This window comes from Brevibacillus sp. HB1.2, from assembly GCF_013332495.1.
Lineage (GTDB): Bacteria > Bacillota > Bacilli > Brevibacillales > Brevibacillaceae > Brevibacillus > Brevibacillus porteri.
Genome location: NZ_JABMIU010000006.1, coordinates 225,942 through 242,769, shown reverse-complemented (window position 1 = coordinate 242,769; position 16,828 = coordinate 225,942). Strand labels below are relative to the sequence as shown.

Genomic DNA, 16,828 nt, shown 5'->3' with positions numbered 1-16,828 from the left:
TCTCACAATGTTTTTACGTATAAAGAAAAAAGGAGTCTCATGGTTTCGAGACTCCTTTTGCCGTTGAACTGGACTACCGCAACGGCTCTCCCAGGCTGATTCGTAGCGCTCTGTACAAGCGTTCCAACACGACTAAACGCGTCAACTGATGCGGATATGCTTTCTTCGGGAGTGCCAGCCGATCATTTGCTCTGACCAAGACTTCCTCTGATAAGCCAAGTGAACCGCCAATGACAAAGAGAATCTCTTTTCGGCCCTCCATCGACAAATCTTCTATTTGCACAGATAGTCGCTTTGGCGTCCATAGCTCTCCTTCTCCAGTGAGGGCGATGACATGCTGCTCTTGTTTGACTTGCGCGAGAATTTTTTGTCCTTCCGACTGCCTCACTTGTTCGATCTCAGCACTACTCATCGTTTCCATTCGGGCTTCTTCTGGAATTTCAACAATGTCCATTCTGCAATAGACGGCCAAGCGTTTACTGTATGCTTCCACTCGCGGCAAGATATCATTTTTGATTTTTCCCACAGATATAATGCTGAATTGCATGAAACTCGCCTTCTTCCTTTTTCTAGGAATGATAGCAATAACTTCTCCCAAACTTCTCACATGATCTGTGGTCGAAATGATATCTGCCTGCATCATTGTCACTGTCCAGCCACGCGGGATACCCACTCGCTTATTTCCCTCGGCGGCTCCATGTCCCACTCTTGGTGATAGGCATCAGCGAATTTGGCATAGTGCTGGACGATTTTCTGTTTTTGTTCGCCCCTTGCGTAAATCTCCATCAAGGCGACATTCATTTCCTCGTGCAAAGGGTACACCGCCAAGTACTCTTCCAGCCTGCGCGCAGCCCTTGGTAACTCCTTTGAGGCAATGTCGAGCTCTACCAGTTTGCACACCAGCTCCGTATACTTTTTCCGGTACCGTTCTTCCAGAGGGGCTTTCCACAAGAAATCCTTGCGATCAAAAAGGGCCCCCTTGTACATTGCACACAAATTTTCGACTCCTCCTGCGCTTTTGCTGTCCTTTAACGAAGAGAGATCGAATTGCTGGAATGCCAATAAATCGTACGTCTGATCCATCGGGTGAAATAGATAGCCTTCACCCGTTTTTTGTATATCGATGCCGAGTTCTTGCTCTTTCATGATTTTCTTCAGTCGATACATGGTATTGTGCAGGTTATGCGTGGCCCTGCTCTCGTCCATCTCCGGCCATAAAAGATCAGTCAGATGCCACTTGCTGATATCCTCCTTGGGATGACAGAGAAAGTAGGCAAACAGCTCCTCACTCTTTCTCGTTGGCCATCGAACAACCTCACCTCCTGCATTGCGCACGTCCAAGCCACCAAAGCATTGGATGGAAACGTTCTTCATAGGTTGTTTGATCGGGGCCGTCATTTGTAGCTGTTTGACTAACCGATTTGTAACTCGTTCAATGGCCGCAGGCGTAACCGGTTTTAAAATATAGTCAAACGCGTACACCTTAAACGCATCCAACGCGTACTCTTTATAGGCAGTCGTAAAAATAATTTTAGTGTGCTCAGACAACTCATTTATTTTAGAGCCTAGCTCAAGTCCGTTCATTTTTGGCATTTCTACATCTAAGAACGCCACATCAGGGCACAGATCGGGCAGACAAGCGAGAGCCTCTAGTGGATGTGTGAATGCTCCAACGATCGTGTAGTGATCGTTTTGTCCGATGACATGCTTCATGAGATCAAGGATGGGTTTCTCATCTTCCACTATCATTACCGTAATCACTGTCGTCCTCTCCTTTGGCAGGCTTTGTTTGTCCTGCTGCTTCCATGCAATCTTCCCTATCTATTGTCGGTATAATGGACAATGATTGTAAGAACAAAAAAAAAAGTGAGAAACAGGCCTACTCACTGTTCCCCACCTTATAACGAAAACCATATGTATAGATTGCTGGTGCCGGTAGAGGGACTTGAACCCCCACGGTTTCCCTCACGATTTTGAGTCGCGCGCGTCTGCCAATTCCGCCATACCGGCCTATTCAAAACAAAACATGGTCGGGAAGACAGGATTCGAACCTGCGACCCCTTGGTCCCAAGCCAAGTACTCTACCAAGCTGAGCTACTTCCCGATTTCCAGCCATATCGGAACTTCTCTCATTCGACAATTTCCGATAAGTATTGCAACACTTACATACTATACAGGCAAATTGAACCAATATCAATACCGGATTTTTTTGGAAGATAGTCATTTTTTCCTAGTTTTTAACTTCCCTCTCCATGATGTACAGATTTTCCCACATGGTATTTGTCGTTTCAGGAAATCCTGCGGAAGGTTAAACGGATAGTCCAGCGGATGACGCCCTACAACGATCCAGCGCCCATTCGGAAGCTTTTTCAACTGGTACACACGGAAAAATCGATCACTTGAATCGAAGGCAAACCAGACCACAAGCGTCGCACACCTGCTGCCCGAAGAGAGGACCTTTGATTTAACAATCGGTGGTGCCCCGATCGTATCACCTACAGGGATCGCGAGTTGTCCGTTTATTCGCCGCAAATCAAGATTGCCGATCACTCGATTTGCCAGACAAGGGGTCATGAATTTTTGCAGGAAACGGCGAATTTTTAACTTGGAATGAAACCGCTTGGGTAAAATGATTCCGCGATCCCCCACCCGCTTATGCGCTGAAAAAATAATCGTAAAGAAAGCTTGCTCTGCCAATCGAATGACTTGCACCCATTGCTTTTTCATCTGACGTCCCTCCCCCTGTCAGACTATGCATCGCGGGAGGAAAACGGTTGGACGCGTATCTATCATACATAAACCGTTGCGTGCGGGGTAAATTAATACGGTGTTCCCATCATCGAAACCCGCAGGAGGTATATCATGCCTAGCCAAATTAACACCGACTCGCTTAAAAAAGCAGAGGTAGCCACCACGCTGGCAAAAAATATGATTACGCAAGCGATCGAGCAATCTGCAGCCAATCCACAGCTCGCCGAAGAAGCCTTGAAGCAAGCGTCTCAGGAAATTGCCCAAGCGCAAACGATGGTATCCCAAGTCCAATCCACGCTGCAAACCCAAGCGCAAGCTCAACAAAGTCAATCCTAAACAAATGGCAGGCAGACCCGGGATAGACTGGTGGTTTGCCTGTTTTCCTCATACAATAGCAATAGTTGCAAGATTATTGCTAAAAAGGTGGGGGACGTATTGCCGCAACTTCAAGGATTGAATCATTTGCTTTTCTCTGTCTCAGATCTGGAGAAATCTTTTTGTTTTTACCGGGATGTCCTGCATGCCAAACCACTTGTACGAGGTCGCAAGCTGGCTTATTTTGAACTGAATGGCCACTGGTTGGCGCTGAATGAGGAATCAGACATCCCACGCAATGAAATTACTCACTCCTATACACACATGGCCTTCACGATCTCAGAAGAGTCATTTGATGAGTGGTACGCTCATTTAGAAAAGTACGGCGTTACCATTTTGCATGGACGGGATCGTTCGGAGCGGGATAAGCGTTCCATTTATTTCACCGACCCTGATGGGCATAAGTTCGAATTACATACAGGCGCTCTCCAGGACCGCCTCGCCTATTACCGGGACGAAAAGCATCACATGACCTTTTTTGAATAATGGATGACGCTGCCCATTTCTTAATATACTTTTCACAAAATCACAATAGTTCCAAAGATTCAACTCCATTCGTGAATGCTATAATCTAAAAAGCACTTACGGCCTATTCTTTTGATGAATAGGCCCGTTTTTCGTAAAAATATGGAGGGATTTTATGTTTGGTAAGCGTGGCGCTCAAACCGTTACCGCCTCAATTCAAAAAAGCGATGTCCAAATGCCCGATCAGCTACAGGGAAAAGTTCATTTTTTGCAAATGAATCAGACAGACCTTGATCAGTTGAAACAAATTGAACCACTCCTAACCCAACACCTAGAGGCCATTACAGAGCGTCATTACCACATGCTTCGCCAATACCCCCATCTTATGCAAATCATCGAAACGCATACGACGGTTGATCGATTGGCTGTATCCTTTCGTCACTATTTGCAATCGCTTCCACATGCCAAGCTAGACGACGCCTATGTAGCCGGGCGTAAGAAAATCGGAGAGGTCCACAGCAAAATTGGACTTGCGCCAGAATGGTATACGGGCTCTTACTTGCGGGTCTATGAATTTTTGATTCCCGCAATCGTCAACACTTATTCGAAACGTCCCCAAGAACTATCTTCCGTCCTGTTGGCATTCATGAAGATCATCACGCTTGATTCGCAAATCGTCCTCCAATCGTATCAGGAGGATAATGATTACAAAGTTATTGATCGCCTGGGCGAAGTTCTGGAGTTAGTGATTCAGATCGATAAATTCAAGCATGTGCTGGACACGCTTGAGGATACAACCGAGGAAGCTGGCAATGTGGGATCTGCTGCCGAACAACTAAGCGAATCTGTGCAAAAAGTGGCTCAATCAGCGGTCTCCGTTGCAGAGAGTGCTTCCACAACAATCGAGCAAGCGACGATGGGCAAAGATATTATCCAAGAGTCATTGACTAGCTTTCTTTCCATGGCAGATGAATTCCAAGAGATGCAAACAAAAATTTCGCAGTTAATGACGTCCATTGCAGAAGTTTCCCAGGTCGTCCAAGTTATACGCAATATTGCCGATCAAACCAATCTTCTTGCATTGAATGCGTCGATTGAGGCAGCACGAGCCAACGAACACGGGCGCGGCTTTGCTATCGTGGCAGATGAAGTGCGAAAGCTCGCCGAACAAACCAAGCAATCCGTTCAAAGCATTACGGCCACAATCAATAACGTCCAGAATGAAGCTGTCCAGGTAAAAGAAACGGCCACTCTCATGAGCGACCATTTTAACGATAAAGCGAATCAGACACGTGATGCGATTGGGATATTAGGAGATATTGTGCAAAATATTGAGACTGTCGGGCATTCCACCGGACACATTGCAGCATTGGCACAAGAGCAGTCTGCTGCCACAGATGACATTTCGATGCGCATATCGCAAGTCCAGACGAATATGGAGCAAGTCTCTTCGCATGTCTCGAATGCAGGTAAAAACGTCTATGATGTTGGCGCCGGCATTAATAGCCTGCACAAGCTAAGCATCACACAAACGAGCCACTTAAAGACCAAACATTACTTGCGAATCGTCAAAACCGACCATCTCTTATGGAAATGGTGGCTATACAACTTCATGCTTGGGTATCACCACATTGATGAAAAAGAACTCGTCGACCATCATCAATGCCGCTTGGGGATTTGGTATGACGAAGCCCTGAACAATCCATCCGTGAGCACCTTGCCCTCTTTCAAGCAATTAGATGTGCCTCATCGACAGTTCCACGAAACTGTTCGGCGGATTTACTATTTCGTCAAGCAAGGAAAACTAGAGGAAGCAGAAGCTGCGTTTGATACGCTAGAAGATATCTCAAACCGCATTCTCCACATACTGGATCAGTTAGCCAAAGAAGTTTCCTAATGCTATTATCTATTCGTCTTTTTCTTGCTCAGCTGCCTTTTGGAGGCAGCTTTTTTTGTTTGGACACGGTTTAACTCAGTGGCAGACAGTGGTCTCGTACGAGCGTTGTTTCTCCTGACTCTTTTGGCTTTGGCAACTGACTTGCCAGTTCTCCCTGCTGATCTTGCTACCCCGACACCAAGCGCTTGCAATGCCCAGACAACCGGATACGAAATCGAGAGCCTGCCATTGGCTGAACCAGCAAAATTCACGGCTGCAGCGTAATTGCCCGCAGTCAGCCAAACAGAGCCAGAATCTCCAGGTAAGGAGATGGGAACCGTACTTCTGATGACCGTCTGATTCTGAAAACGGATGGTCCCCAGCCCTCCGTAGTTCCCGTAACTGACATCAATATCGGTGTGGATGGATTCAACCGTTCCCCATGCCAGCCCTGATGAACGGCCCACTTTTTTCAATCTGCGCCCGATGCCATACGAACGTATAACACCTGGTACTCTGCCTACTGTTGCATACCGAGGGGCAAGGAGTCGATTGGAAGTAGGGATACTAATCGCTGCATCCATTCGATTCACTGCATTTCTCCGAAGACGAACATAGCGATACAAGCGTCCGATTCGATCTCTTCCTGAACGACCTCCGTCTGCTCCGCCAGGCTGGATGGTCTCGGTATAGCCACTCGTATTGTTACGATTCAGGACGTGATTGTTACTCAACACAAACCGTTGGCCTCCTCGCGCAACGATTAACCCAGCCGTTCCGGACGCCCCTGGATAGCCGATGCTGTATCCAGCGATCACAGGTCTGATTCTGCTGCGATAATTCGTTGCAGAGGGACGTACAGTAGGATGACATTGGCACCGTCCAGAGGTGACCGTTCGAACAGGAACGGATACATGGGCTGTCGACACCTGACTTTTGACACGGACGCAACTTGGGCATACCTTCTTCACGGCGGCACTCGCATTTACGGTATACATCACAATGCAGGCGCCGTCTTTTTTGTTATTTCCGTTTGCATAGCCAATCCCGATGCCAATTACGCCCGGCATTCGCTTCCACCTTTTGACCAAATGCTTCTTGGCCAGAAGCGCTTCCTGAAAGGTTGCCATGGCACCCCTTCCTTTCTGGAGGTAGTTTGTTTTACATGTCATCGTATGTAAAACTTGGCCAGCACTGTTGGACGCTTGTCATTGCGGGGAAGCCTTTTTTAGAACCTGTTGTTCGAGCTGTCGTGGTGGGAGGAAACAGGAGAAAACGCTCCAGCTTCTTGGGCCACCTGCTTGGGGGATTGACTGCACGGCTCCATGGAAAAAGCGAAACCGCGTCCAAAGTAGAGGTTCAAAGAGGCTTCTCAGAGGTGGACGCTTAAGGGCGTGTTTCTCTTTTTCCATTGCGCCTCGGCTGTGTCCCAAAGATCTTCGCTTATTTCTCCTGTTTCCAGACGTATCTACCAAAATCTTGCGAGCACTATTTTCGACTGGGTCTGAGACCGGATGCATAGTCAAAATAAAATCGGCGCCTGCCTCGGGAAAACAAAACGAGTAGACCATGAATGAGGAGTGCAAGCGTAATTACTACGATGACGCCAAAGGTGAAAAGGATGAGGAATGGATAAAAGGCCGACTCCATCCATCTTTCTATTTGACTGATTGCATTCGAGGTATACATGATAAACCATGTGAAATACAGGGCGAGAAATCGCTTGAATAAAGATGTTGCGGAGGGCTTTCCGGAATCTTCGTTCACCAGTCTGAACCGCAAAATCGCTGTTCCAATCGTCTTTCCATTCCATAATAGCGGAATGAAATAGAAGCCAAGCACTATACCGAGTGAGGTACTGATCAGCTCTGTCAGCCAGCCAAACGGAAGAAAAACGTCAAATAGACCGGACATAAACTGGACTACTATACAGTCGATCAACAACGCCAGCAACTGCGGTACTGGGAGGACGATATCACTCTCCATCACACTGGCTCTTTTCGCTGCTATGCTCTTAGTAGACGGGAACAAAGCCAGTATAATCGGTGCAACGAAAAAACCAAATAAAGCACCGCTGCTGTTGAGTATGAGATCATCGACATCGAACAGTCGATACGGACAAAGATAAATTCCATAGATCCCTGTTAATTGTGTGACTTCAAAGAACAGTGACAACGCAAAGCCGAACCCCAAAGCCCGTTTCCAATATTCCCGCTTCTGAAAAAAGTAGCGAAGGTAGACGCCGAAAGGGAATAATAGCAAAAAATTAAAAGCGGCTTGCAAGAATGCTTGCTTTTTCACGAGCTGAATATAGCTGGATGGCTGTGACCATACAAACGAAGTTTCCTTGAGAATATCACGGACAAAGGTAAACGGTATCAACGAATAATAAACGGTATTCTCTGCTTGCATGGCGCAAGTGTCCCTTGTAGCGGGCAAAGGAAGCAGCACCAAAAACAAAGCGCATAGCAAATAAAACAGAAAGGAAGAGCTTAAAATGAACCGCCACCAACTGAAAAACCCATCTTTTCTATAGGTGTAAATAAGCCAGGGAACAAATAAAACATAGCACCCTAACATAAAAACAAGAAAAGCATATTGAATGGGAAAAACGTACGGAGACATGCAAGAACTCCTTTTTGAATAACTAGGTAACAGCAGCAATTTTCATCATCGGATTCCTTCTATCTTTCTTCCATTTCCCACTAAATTATTCACATGAGGAATCCTAAGTTGTTGCTGTAGTGGTGGGGAGGAAACAGGAGAAAACGCTCAGCTTCTTGGGCCACCCGCAGTAGGATTGACTGCCCGACTCCATGAAAAAAAGCGAAATCCGCGTCCAAAGTGGTCCATTCAGGAGGCGTCTCAGAGGTGGACGCTAAAAGCTTGTTTCTCTTTTTTTCATTGCGCCTCGGTCTGTGTCCCAAAGCTCTTCGCTTTTTTCTCCTGTTTCCTCTACGAACTTTCCGTGTTAATCGATTTTTAAAAACCTTAGAAAGAATGTCATCAGTTACGCCTGAGAAGAATATTTCCAGACGTAGCGACTTGTGGAGTCCTACCGAGCGGAGAAGGGATTCGCCGGCAACAGAAACGCAACGTGTCCGAGCTACGAAGCGGCTACCACTTTTGCGTTTCCCCGCGAGTCCCTTCGAAGCGGGCAGTCTTGGCCTCCTGCAGGACGGAGCCTGGAGCCTAGACTGGAAATATTCTTCTCTCCACCGCAGCCACGATAAAAGGAAAAACCGCCACTCCCTGTCTAACCAGGAAATGGCGGTTCATTGTTTGATAAGGTTAAGACGCTTCCGAAACAGTTACATTTGCCGGAGCAGTCTGAGATGCTTTTTTATTCGTATGAACGAGCAAGATGTTCAAGATGACGGCAGTCAAAGAACCTGTCACGATACCATTTTGCAGCATCATTTTTGCCAACGTAGGCAGTTGATCAAACATCGCTGGAACTGCAGCAGAGCCTAGCCCAACAGCGATACTGCAAGCAGCGATCAGCAGATTTTCGTTTTTGTTCAGGTCAACCTGCGAGAGAATATTAATACCAGATGCAACAACCATCCCGAACATAGCAATCATCGCTCCACCCAATACCGCGTTAGGAATGACCGTTGTCAAAGCAGCCAGCTTCGGCAGTAGTCCGAGAACAACCAGAATTCCACCGGCACCAATCATCACATCGCGCGATTTAATGCCAGTCAAGGAAACCAGACCAACGTTTTGCGAAAAAGCCGTGTAAGGGAATGCGTTGAAAATGCCGCCCAGTACAATTGCGACCCCTTCCCCACGCAATCCTTTGACTACATCTTGATCTGTTACTTTTGTATCGGTCACTTTACCGAGTGCAAAGTAAACACCTGTGGACTCAGCCATGCTGATGATGTTGACGAGAATCATGGTAACAATGGCGACAATACTGAACTGTGGTGTACCGAAGTAAAACGGTTCAACCACGCTAAACCAGGAGGCTTCCGCTACACTCGCGAAGCTGACCATCCCCATCATATAAGCTACAGCCGTACCGACAATCAACCCGAGCAATACAGAAATCGCACGAATAAATCCGGTAAAGAAACGATTAATAAGCAAAATGATAACCAACGTTCCTAAAGCCAAAAGCAAATTGTGCGGTTGTCCAAAGTCCGGCATGCCTTGTCCGCCAGCGGCGTTGTTCATCGCAACGGGAATGAGCGACAGACCAATGATCGTAACGACTGAACCTTGTACCACGGTTGGGAAAAAGCGCAGCAGCTTGCCAAACAGTGGAGCTGCCAAGACAACGAATATACCCGATATGATGATGGCACCGTAAGCGGTCGCTAAATTGCTCGTAGAAGCAATCGCGATAATCGGTCCTACTGCTGTAAACGTACATCCTAGCACAACGGGAAGGCGAATCCCTGTATAACGCGTGCCAAGGACTTGCAAGAGCGTCGCGATTCCACATGTGAAAAGGTCGGCAGCAATCAAATAAGCGATTTGCGTAGGAGTCAGATTCAGAGCACCACCGATAATCAACGGTACGACGACTGCTCCTGCATACATGGCGAGGATGTGCTGTAAGCCCAAAGTAACAATTTTATGTTTGGCTAGCATGAGTGAACCCTTACCTCCTATTCATTTTTTGATTATACGCGTGCAGGCTCTTCTTCAATAAAGTGAATGCCTTCTGGTGACATCGATTCAATACGTGCCAATGATTCGATTCGTACGCCAGCTTGCTCCAAGAGACCACGGCCTTCCTGGAAGCTTTTTTCGATAACAGCGCCAACCCCGACGAGATGAGCACCGGCATCTTTGATAATATTCGTAAGTCCCACCAGAGCAGCTCCCGTAGCTAAGAAGTCATCGACAATCAATACGCGGTCTTCTTTAGACAAATACTGACGGGAAACACTGATTTGATACGTTTCCTGGCGAGTAAAGGAATGAACAGGAGCAGAGTATACTTCCTCTGTCAACGTGACAGCTTTTTTCTTTTTCGCGTAGATAAAGGGAACACCCAACGCAAAGGAAGTCGCCATTGCAAAATGAATGCCACTTGCCTCAATCGTCACGACTTTTGTGATTTTTTCACCAGCGAACAGCTCGGCAAAACGCTGTCCGATCTTCATCGTCAATTGTGGATCTACCTGGTGGTTCAAAAACGCATCCACCTTCAAAACGGATGCCGACAGTACCTTGCCGTCCTGTACGATGCGCTCTTGTAATTCTTTCATCAATTCTTCCTCCTCGGGTATGGTTCCGGCCACTTTTATATCTGTAGCCTGCTGAAATATAGAAAGCCCAGAGCGGACAGTGTCACAAGCGGGCTACGTAACAAACCAACGCCAAGTGAAACTGTCCCTCTGGGCTTTTATCCCTTAGGTGTGACACATCAATCGTGCCTGCGTCGCTCGGACCAGCTTTCTTTCAACCCTATTATTCGAATAGGAAAGAAACGGAACCCTAGACGCACTTTCACTCGTAGTCAGGTGATTTACGGTCACCTGGTAGAAACGGATGGGCCTTATTCCCAAAATTATACGAGCTACCTATATCTATTTATTTCGAAGTGTAATAACGAGTATTGACCAAATCTATCATAACTCTCGCGTTATGAGCAAGCGTTAATTTTTGAAAACAAAAGGAAGCGCTTACTTGTCCATATAAAGGAAAGAGCCCTGATTTCTCAAGGGCTCTCGTGTTTATCGCTTCGGTTTTTTCTCCCGCATTTGAACGTTGATCTTTTTCCATTTATCCCTTTCAGCAGCTGCAAGCCTTGCGTCTTCTTTGCGCGCCAGATGTGCCAATTCTCGTTGAAGCTTCAGGTAACTGTCAAAGCGTGCTTTTTCCAATGATCCAGATTGGATGGCAGCTTGAACAGCACAGCCAGGCTCTCGCATATGCTTACAATCATTGAAACGGCATGTTTCCGCAATGGACTCGATATCGTCAAAGGCACCGCGGAAGCCTTCATCTGCCTCCCAGAGCTGCAGCTCCCTCATGCCCGGTGTATCGATCATCAGAGCACCACTCGGCAATCGGAACAGTTCGCGATGGGTCGTCGTATGGCGGCCACGGTCATCACCTTCGCGCACGCCACTGACTTTTTGCATTTCCGCTCCGCTCAATTTATTGATCAACGTGGATTTGCCAACACCAGAGGAACCCATCAAGGCAATCGTCTGGCCCTCGCCCAGATAAGGGTCGAGCTGATCCAGTCCTTCTCCCTGCTCAGCACTGACTACGTGAACAGGCACTCCGATTGCGACTGATTCTATCTCTGCCAAACATGCATCCAAATCGTCACACAAATCTGCTTTGGATAGCACAATCACCGGATTGGCTCCACTTTCCCACGCAAGAATGAGATAGCGTTCTATCCTGCGCAGATTTAAATCATTATTTAAGGAATTCACAAGGAAAACGGTATCGACGTTTGCGGCCACAATCTGCTCTTCCACTGTATCCCCAGCTACTTTGCGGGAAAACTTGCTCTTACGTGGAAGAAGTCCGTGGATGGAAGCTTTCTTTTCCTCAGGACGGGCACTGATCACTACCCAGTCCCCGACAGCCGGAAAATCTTCTCGTCCGATGGCTTCATAACGAAGCTTACCCGTTACTTCGCCCAAGAGTTCACCATGCTCACTCCACAGACGATAAATACGTTTATGTTCGAGTGTGATACGTCCCACACTGTAGCCTTGCTCGGCATAAGGGGCAAAATGATTAGCAAAATACTCATTCCAGCCCATAGATTGCAATACTTGTTGATTGGTTAGTTGATTCACTGCGGATTCCCCCTGCAATTGGTTAAATATATGGCTATCAGCCAGAACCAGTCACAGTCGAATCCTCATTTGGTGAACGATATTACTGTTCGCTTGAAAGGAGGATTCCTGTGACCCCGACTACGACACTCTGAACAAATTTGATGGCTACCATAAAACATCTCTCCTTTAGCAAACCTATCATTCAGGTTTGGAATCATATTTCCCAATTATTGTACCATAATGAAACAAAATGCAACAGCGTCAATCTCCCCCGCCGCCGCCTCCTCCGCTATCTCCGCCACCACCACTGTCTCCACCACTTCCGCTATCGCTGTCATAGCTATCCCAACGATCCCCTGAGTCGTGATTTCGATGATGGTGATTGTGATTGCTGTCGACATAGAAGGCTCCGCCCCCACTGTCTGAAGAGGAATGAGAGCGCCCACTTCCGCCTTTTGCAGCTTTGGACGCCAAGACAAATACTACGATCAAAAACATGATGACGATGACAATGAAGAACTCCATAATTTGTCCCCGCCCTTCCTCTTTTTTGAAGTTGTTTACCTATTTAGTATAACATAGTACCGCTGGAACAGGCTGGGGGCGTGGAGGATGATTCCTTTTCATCCGGCAAAATGACCAGACACAGGTGCGATCGCAAAAATGTTATCCAACACAAACACGCGAAACGCCTTCCTCCTATAACAGTATGCTTTCAAGCTCCCTTTGCTCTCATCAATATGCACAATACGGATCGTACGCCTGCTAGCCTCTCCATTCTTCTTCAAATAGATGATCTCCACTGCTTGCTGCCGGGCCGCGTACCTTCTCAACTCCAAAATCATCATGCTGCCACCACCACAAAATGTGTCTTCTTGTTGTTGAGATCATCATACCAAAAGAGAACATTTGTTCGCAAGTTTGTTTTCAACACCCAACTATTCCCTCAACAAAAAAGGCATGCGCCCTAAAAATGGACACATGCCTTATGCTTGTTACAACTCAGCGCCTTCTAAGCGCACGTCCGAACACAATCAGAATCGGTGCCAACAAGATGGCCGCCGCAACCAGCGAAGCGCGAATCGAAAACCGGGTCCCGATCCATCCGACAGCCGGACCACCTGCCGTTTGTCCCAAGGCATTGGACTGGCCCATCATCGACAAAACCGTCGCTCGCACACTGCTCTCAATGTTCAGATTCAGCCACGTATCATACAGCGGACTGCTTAATGACTGGATCACACCGATCAACAGCAACGCTACTAACGCCCAGCTAAAGCTAGGGGAAAAGGCAAAAGCAATCATCGCTGCAATTTTGAGACCCGTCAACGTGAACATGCCCACAAGGACAACCCGCTCATTGTTCACATCCAGCCTTTTTTCCACAACGCCTACGACGATGAGGCCGAGTAAGCTTGCGAGTGCGGCAATGATCCCGAACCACATTGGCATCGAAATAGCAGCCAGCTCTGGAAAGCCAATTTCTGCGATCAAATGCGCTTCCCACAAACGGTCATACCCTTCAGAAGCTGCACCCGTAAACAGCGTCACGAACAAGATCAACATCAAAATCGGCTGGCTGCGAATCACTTTGGCACCCGAAGTCCACGTCTGAATCATTTCCTTCACGTGGGAAGCACCTTGCTCACGCTCACGAGGAACAAAACCGGTCTCCTTCATGAACAGAATCAGAAAGACACCAAGCCCCAGATACATGAGGCCACCTATGAGGTAAGGCAAGTTGGGAGCGAGTGTTGCCAATGCCACACTAAGTGCAATCCCGAGCAGATTCCCAAACAAGGAGTAGCGCTTGGCCTTCATGAAAATCGTACCGATCTTCTCTTCTCCGACCTCATCCACAATCCATGCAGTATCCGCTCCACTGATAAACGTATACCCGAGACCACTAACGACTTGCGAAAACAGCACCAAGCCGAAGACAGAAATAAACGGTACCCAAGCATCAAGCGTGGGAACAATCCCCTGCATTGCAAATCCGATTCCCAGCAAAAACATCCCGATAATGACGGAGCGACGGCGACTGTACGTATCCGCAACTACTCCTGTTATCCCTTCAAACACCAACACGGATAACTCCAATACCGTCCCGATCAAAAGCAATTCAAACGGGTTAAAACCCAGTGTCACGATGTAGTAAAGCGCATAGGTCGTGAACATGGTCGTATTGGCCAGGGAAGTCAAAAAGCTTTTGATCGTATATACTTTTGTCGCATTCATAGACATGGAAGCAGAATCCACCTTTTTTAGGCAGATGACGCGTTCCGTTTTCACATACTGATTGTTACTCTACAATCCTCTACTGTGCAAAATGCGTACGCGTCAAGCTGCCGTTCCTATTTTTCCTTCTGTGTACTTGCTTGCTCTGAATAGTGTTTTTAACATGTGATATGCACCTCCGAAAGTAATTACAGCTATTATAGAATGATTTTAATTGTCATACAATGGAAAAAAGCTGTGCAGCATGATTGGACACACTGCACAGCTTGATTATGAAGTACTTACGCTTTTTTTCTAAACAGACCAACGATGGAAATCAGCAACGCCAAACCAGAAAGTACCAATGGCAGGGTATTGTTGCTGCCTGCACCAGCCGCTTCTCCGGCAGGAGCGGTTGCTGGCTTTTGTTCTTGTCCATGCTCATGCCCTGCTTCGCCTACACCAGCCTTAATGGTAGTAACAGACGCTGGCGTTTTGGAATCCTTGTCCCCTGTCCATTCCACAACCTCGCCATTTGCATAGGTCTGATAAGCCTTCCAAGCCAATTGGCCCTCTTCTTTCGGGTTTGCCCCTACAAACGTGAACTCTTGGAACTCATGCGCCTTGATTCCGCCTTCTGTTGCTGTCCACACAAGCGCTGTGTTCACACCGTCTTTATCTTTTTCGAACTCGTAGGTCCAGCCCGGAATCGGTTGTACAGTATTTACCTTCACACCTGCCGGGAATTCCAGCTTCACTTTTGTCGTATTGACGTCTTTTTCTACTGGGACACGCACTGAGTATTTTTCATAGGAGCCTGTAGTAGTCTCTTTCGGATATACGTTCACATGTGCTTGTGCTGCTGTCGCCAATGTCAAAACTGCACCTGCTACCAGTACACTGCTCATCCATTTTGTCATTTTCATCGTATGAAATCCTCCCTAGTTTTTATCATTTTGAATCACGGCCTGATTATTTGTCGTCGCAGTCGGGTAATTGATCTGACTCATCCAAAGTCCAGCCAGAACAGCGATAATCCCGAATATTATTTCCCAACGCAAGTAAGCGGGCTGCAAGGTATTTTTCGTCCGCCAACGTCTTGTTTGCCTAAAGGCTAGAAGAAGCATGAGGCAGACACTTGCTATTTTTCCATATAACAGATAGCTCCATGCCGCTGTACTCTGGAAAATACTCATGACATCCGTCTGCACGATGAGCATGACAACACCCGTCACTACAGCAAGCACTGCCGCCACAGCAACTGTCTGCAAAAAGAACCTCTTGAACGACTCCTGTCCTCTTTCAGCTACCTTGACTGTTAGTAGCAAGTAGACAAGTGCCCCCATCCACACGGCGACCGTCAATACATGCAACAGTCTCAGCAAAATGGACAGCCAGACAGGAGCAATGCCCCATGCATGACCACCAAAAGCTTGTGCGCTGATCACGAGAATCCAGATTCCCACATACCAGCCAGACACCATATTGGGGATCGCCATCAATAGCAGTAATGCAAAGGACACCAGCAGCATGATCGCAAACGGAGACTGACTGAGCAAGTTCCCGTCCATCTGCCACAGTGCTTGCGTAAGTGATACAGCCGTTAACGCTTCGTCATACAAGAACCACAAAAAAATAAGTCCGATTATCGCCAAACTCCATCCGATTTGTCTGCCAATCCCGATGAGCTGGGCAAGCGAAGGCAAGCCATGACGCTGAGCTGCCCACGCTACTAGATACAAGCCGCCACCTACGAGAATAATCCCTTGCGCTAAATAGCGGTACATGATCAAGTAGCTTGAATCTGCTTTTTGCTCACTTGGCGGAACCACGACCGCACTTTTTTGTCCGATGGAAAACGTGAGCTTCTCTTCAATTGGATGTCCATCCTCGGAAACGACCGACACGATAACCGAATACGTCCCTTCAGCCAAATCGCTCGGCAGATTCGCATTTAACTGCGAGGCATCACCCGGCTGCAATGTCGGCCGCTCTACTTTTATTTCCTTGCCGTCCCAGTCAAATAGACGAACGGTAACGAGGTCTGGCTCCAATGTTTCGGTAAACCGCGCAGAAAATTGTCCCGGATTCGCCTTCAGTACCTCACCATCTTGCGGTGAGCTGCTCATCAACCCAGCATGGGCGTAAGCAGTCGTCATACCCGTTGTCAGTACAAGTAAGAAGGCGAGCAAAAACACAACCGCATAATGTCTGATGTTATATGTCACCCTATCACCTGCTTCCTTATTTCGTCCTTAATCCTATCAAAATACTACGAGAATCTATATGGCTCCATCGGGCTATCTGATGTGGCAAAGTGTTGAAAACAAAAAAAGGCATGAGCGGAAAATCTCTCCGATCCATACCTTTTCAAACGGTCCTG

The 16,828-nt window shown here is 47.3% G+C and carries 17 protein-coding genes, 2 tRNA genes and 1 riboswitch; of the genes, 4 read left to right on the top strand and 15 right to left on the bottom strand.

The genetic code is table 11. The features are described from left to right. Positions 1-73 precede the first annotated feature (73 nt). From HPY28_RS17035 to HPY28_RS17015, 5 genes are all read right to left on the bottom strand, one after another. Positions 74-547, bottom strand: a complete 474-nt coding sequence (locus HPY28_RS17035) for a 23S rRNA (pseudouridine(1915)-N(3))-methyltransferase RlmH (protein WP_174231006.1) — start codon at positions 545-547, stop codon at positions 74-76. A 98-nt stretch (positions 548-645) separates the two neighbouring features. Beyond that, positions 646-1,761 (bottom strand): response regulator, encoded by a 1,116-nt coding sequence (locus HPY28_RS17030; RefSeq protein WP_174226105.1) that lies wholly within the window; start codon positions 1,759-1,761, stop codon positions 646-648. 166 nt (positions 1,762-1,927) lie between these two features. Then, positions 1,928-2,010: transfer RNA gene (locus tag HPY28_RS17025), tRNA-Leu, on the bottom strand. Between the two features lie 17 nt (positions 2,011-2,027). Beyond that, a tRNA-Pro gene (locus tag HPY28_RS17020) sits at positions 2,028-2,104 on the bottom strand. Positions 2,105-2,220: 116 nt separating this feature from the next. After that, entirely contained in the window at positions 2,221-2,727 is a 507-nt protein-coding gene (locus HPY28_RS17015) for a hypothetical protein (RefSeq protein WP_017250693.1), read from the bottom strand. A 135-nt stretch (positions 2,728-2,862) separates the two neighbouring features. On the opposite strand from HPY28_RS17015, the gene HPY28_RS17010 reads away from it, so the two are divergent. From HPY28_RS17010 to HPY28_RS17000, 3 genes are all read left to right on the top strand, one after another. Continuing rightward, on the top strand, positions 2,863-3,087 hold the full coding sequence (locus tag HPY28_RS17010; protein WP_007722024.1) for a hypothetical protein: 225 nt from the start codon (positions 2,863-2,865) through the stop codon (positions 3,085-3,087). A gap of 99 nt (positions 3,088-3,186) precedes the next feature. Next, positions 3,187-3,612, top strand: a complete 426-nt coding sequence (gene fosB / locus HPY28_RS17005; protein ID WP_174231005.1) for a metallothiol transferase FosB — start codon at positions 3,187-3,189, stop codon at positions 3,610-3,612. Positions 3,613-3,766: 154 nt separating this feature from the next. Beyond that, a complete protein-coding gene (locus HPY28_RS17000; RefSeq protein WP_017250695.1) occupies positions 3,767-5,488 on the top strand; it encodes a protoglobin domain-containing protein in 1,722 nt (573 codons plus the stop codon). Between the two features lie 5 nt (positions 5,489-5,493). Here HPY28_RS17000 and HPY28_RS16995 read toward each other — a convergent pair whose 3' ends face one another. After that, positions 5,494-6,597 (bottom strand): chymotrypsin family serine protease, encoded by a 1,104-nt coding sequence (locus tag HPY28_RS16995; RefSeq protein ID WP_174231004.1) that lies wholly within the window; start codon positions 6,595-6,597, stop codon positions 5,494-5,496. 35 nt (positions 6,598-6,632) lie between these two features. Between HPY28_RS16995 and HPY28_RS16990 the strand changes: the two genes are divergently transcribed. Next, entirely contained in the window at positions 6,633-6,857 is a 225-nt protein-coding gene (locus HPY28_RS16990) for a hypothetical protein (protein WP_069847964.1), read from the top strand. A gap of 98 nt (positions 6,858-6,955) precedes the next feature. Here the strand turns inward: HPY28_RS16990 and HPY28_RS16985 are convergent, their stop codons facing one another. The 9 genes from HPY28_RS16985 to HPY28_RS16945 all read right to left on the bottom strand — a co-directional run bounded on the left by HPY28_RS16985 (position 6,956) and on the right by HPY28_RS16945 (position 16,673). Then, entirely contained in the window at positions 6,956-8,047 is a 1,092-nt protein-coding gene (locus HPY28_RS16985) for a VanZ family protein (protein ID WP_254613150.1), read from the bottom strand. 711 nt (positions 8,048-8,758) lie between these two features. Continuing rightward, positions 8,759-10,069 (bottom strand): nucleobase:cation symporter-2 family protein, encoded by a 1,311-nt coding sequence (locus tag HPY28_RS16980; protein ID WP_017252027.1) that lies wholly within the window; start codon positions 10,067-10,069, stop codon positions 8,759-8,761. 32 nt (positions 10,070-10,101) lie between these two features. Beyond that, positions 10,102-10,692 carry a xanthine phosphoribosyltransferase gene (locus HPY28_RS16975; protein WP_017252028.1) on the bottom strand — a complete coding sequence of 197 codons (591 nt, stop codon included), beginning with the start codon at positions 10,690-10,692 and terminating at the stop codon, positions 10,102-10,104. Positions 10,693-10,920: 228 nt separating this feature from the next. Further along, positions 10,921-11,022: riboswitch (purine riboswitch) on the bottom strand. Positions 11,023-11,160: 138 nt separating this feature from the next. Further along, positions 11,161-12,246 (bottom strand): ribosome small subunit-dependent GTPase A, encoded by a 1,086-nt coding sequence (gene rsgA, locus HPY28_RS16970; RefSeq protein WP_017252029.1) that lies wholly within the window; start codon positions 12,244-12,246, stop codon positions 11,161-11,163. A gap of 243 nt (positions 12,247-12,489) precedes the next feature. Further along, positions 12,490-12,753, bottom strand: coding sequence for a hypothetical protein (locus HPY28_RS16965; RefSeq protein ID WP_017252030.1), 264 nt, complete (start codon positions 12,751-12,753; stop codon positions 12,490-12,492). A gap of 98 nt (positions 12,754-12,851) precedes the next feature. Beyond that, positions 12,852-13,076 (bottom strand): WYL domain-containing protein, encoded by a 225-nt coding sequence (locus HPY28_RS16960; RefSeq protein WP_017252031.1) that lies wholly within the window; start codon positions 13,074-13,076, stop codon positions 12,852-12,854. A gap of 154 nt (positions 13,077-13,230) precedes the next feature. Beyond that, a complete protein-coding gene (locus tag HPY28_RS16955) occupies positions 13,231-14,472 on the bottom strand; it encodes an MFS transporter (protein WP_174231002.1) in 1,242 nt (413 codons plus the stop codon). 275 nt (positions 14,473-14,747) lie between these two features. Continuing rightward, a complete protein-coding gene (locus tag HPY28_RS16950) occupies positions 14,748-15,371 on the bottom strand; it encodes a YcnI family copper-binding membrane protein (protein ID WP_069847975.1) in 624 nt (207 codons plus the stop codon). Between the two features lie 15 nt (positions 15,372-15,386). After that, complete coding sequence (locus tag HPY28_RS16945) at positions 15,387-16,673, bottom strand: copper resistance CopC/CopD family protein (RefSeq protein WP_017252034.1); 1,287 nt, start codon at positions 16,671-16,673, stop codon at positions 15,387-15,389. Between the last annotated feature and the right edge of the window lie 155 nt (positions 16,674-16,828).

Excerpts from the sequence above, each read along its gene's own strand:
- HPY28_RS17015 (WP_017250693.1), bottom strand. The coding sequence starts at position 2,727 with ATGAAAAAGCAATGGGTGCAAGTCATTCGATTGGCAGAGCAAGCTTTC.
- HPY28_RS17035 (WP_174231006.1), bottom strand. The coding sequence starts at position 547 with ATGCAATTCAGCATTATATCTGTGGGAAAAATCAAAAATGATATCTTG.
- HPY28_RS17010 (WP_007722024.1), top strand. The coding sequence starts at position 2,863 with ATGCCTAGCCAAATTAACACCGACTCGCTTAAAAAAGCAGAGGTAGCC.
- HPY28_RS16960 (WP_017252031.1), bottom strand. The coding sequence starts at position 13,076 with ATGATGATTTTGGAGTTGAGAAGGTACGCGGCCCGGCAGCAAGCAGTG.
- HPY28_RS17000 (WP_017250695.1), top strand. The coding sequence starts at position 3,767 with ATGTTTGGTAAGCGTGGCGCTCAAACCGTTACCGCCTCAATTCAAAAA.
- HPY28_RS16995 (WP_174231004.1), bottom strand. The coding sequence starts at position 6,597 with ATGGCAACCTTTCAGGAAGCGCTTCTGGCCAAGAAGCATTTGGTCAAA.
- HPY28_RS16965 (WP_017252030.1), bottom strand. The coding sequence starts at position 12,753 with ATGGAGTTCTTCATTGTCATCGTCATCATGTTTTTGATCGTAGTATTT.
- HPY28_RS16950 (WP_069847975.1), bottom strand. The coding sequence starts at position 15,371 with ATGAAAATGACAAAATGGATGAGCAGTGTACTGGTAGCAGGTGCAGTT.
- HPY28_RS16975 (WP_017252028.1), bottom strand. The coding sequence starts at position 10,692 with ATGAAAGAATTACAAGAGCGCATCGTACAGGACGGCAAGGTACTGTCG.
- HPY28_RS16980 (WP_017252027.1), bottom strand. The coding sequence starts at position 10,069 with ATGCTAGCCAAACATAAAATTGTTACTTTGGGCTTACAGCACATCCTC.
- HPY28_RS16955 (WP_174231002.1), bottom strand. The coding sequence starts at position 14,472 with ATGTCTATGAATGCGACAAAAGTATATACGATCAAAAGCTTTTTGACT.
- HPY28_RS16985 (WP_254613150.1), bottom strand. The coding sequence starts at position 8,047 with ATGTTAGGGTGCTATGTTTTATTTGTTCCCTGGCTTATTTACACCTAT.
- HPY28_RS16990 (WP_069847964.1), top strand. The coding sequence starts at position 6,633 with ATGTCATCGTATGTAAAACTTGGCCAGCACTGTTGGACGCTTGTCATT.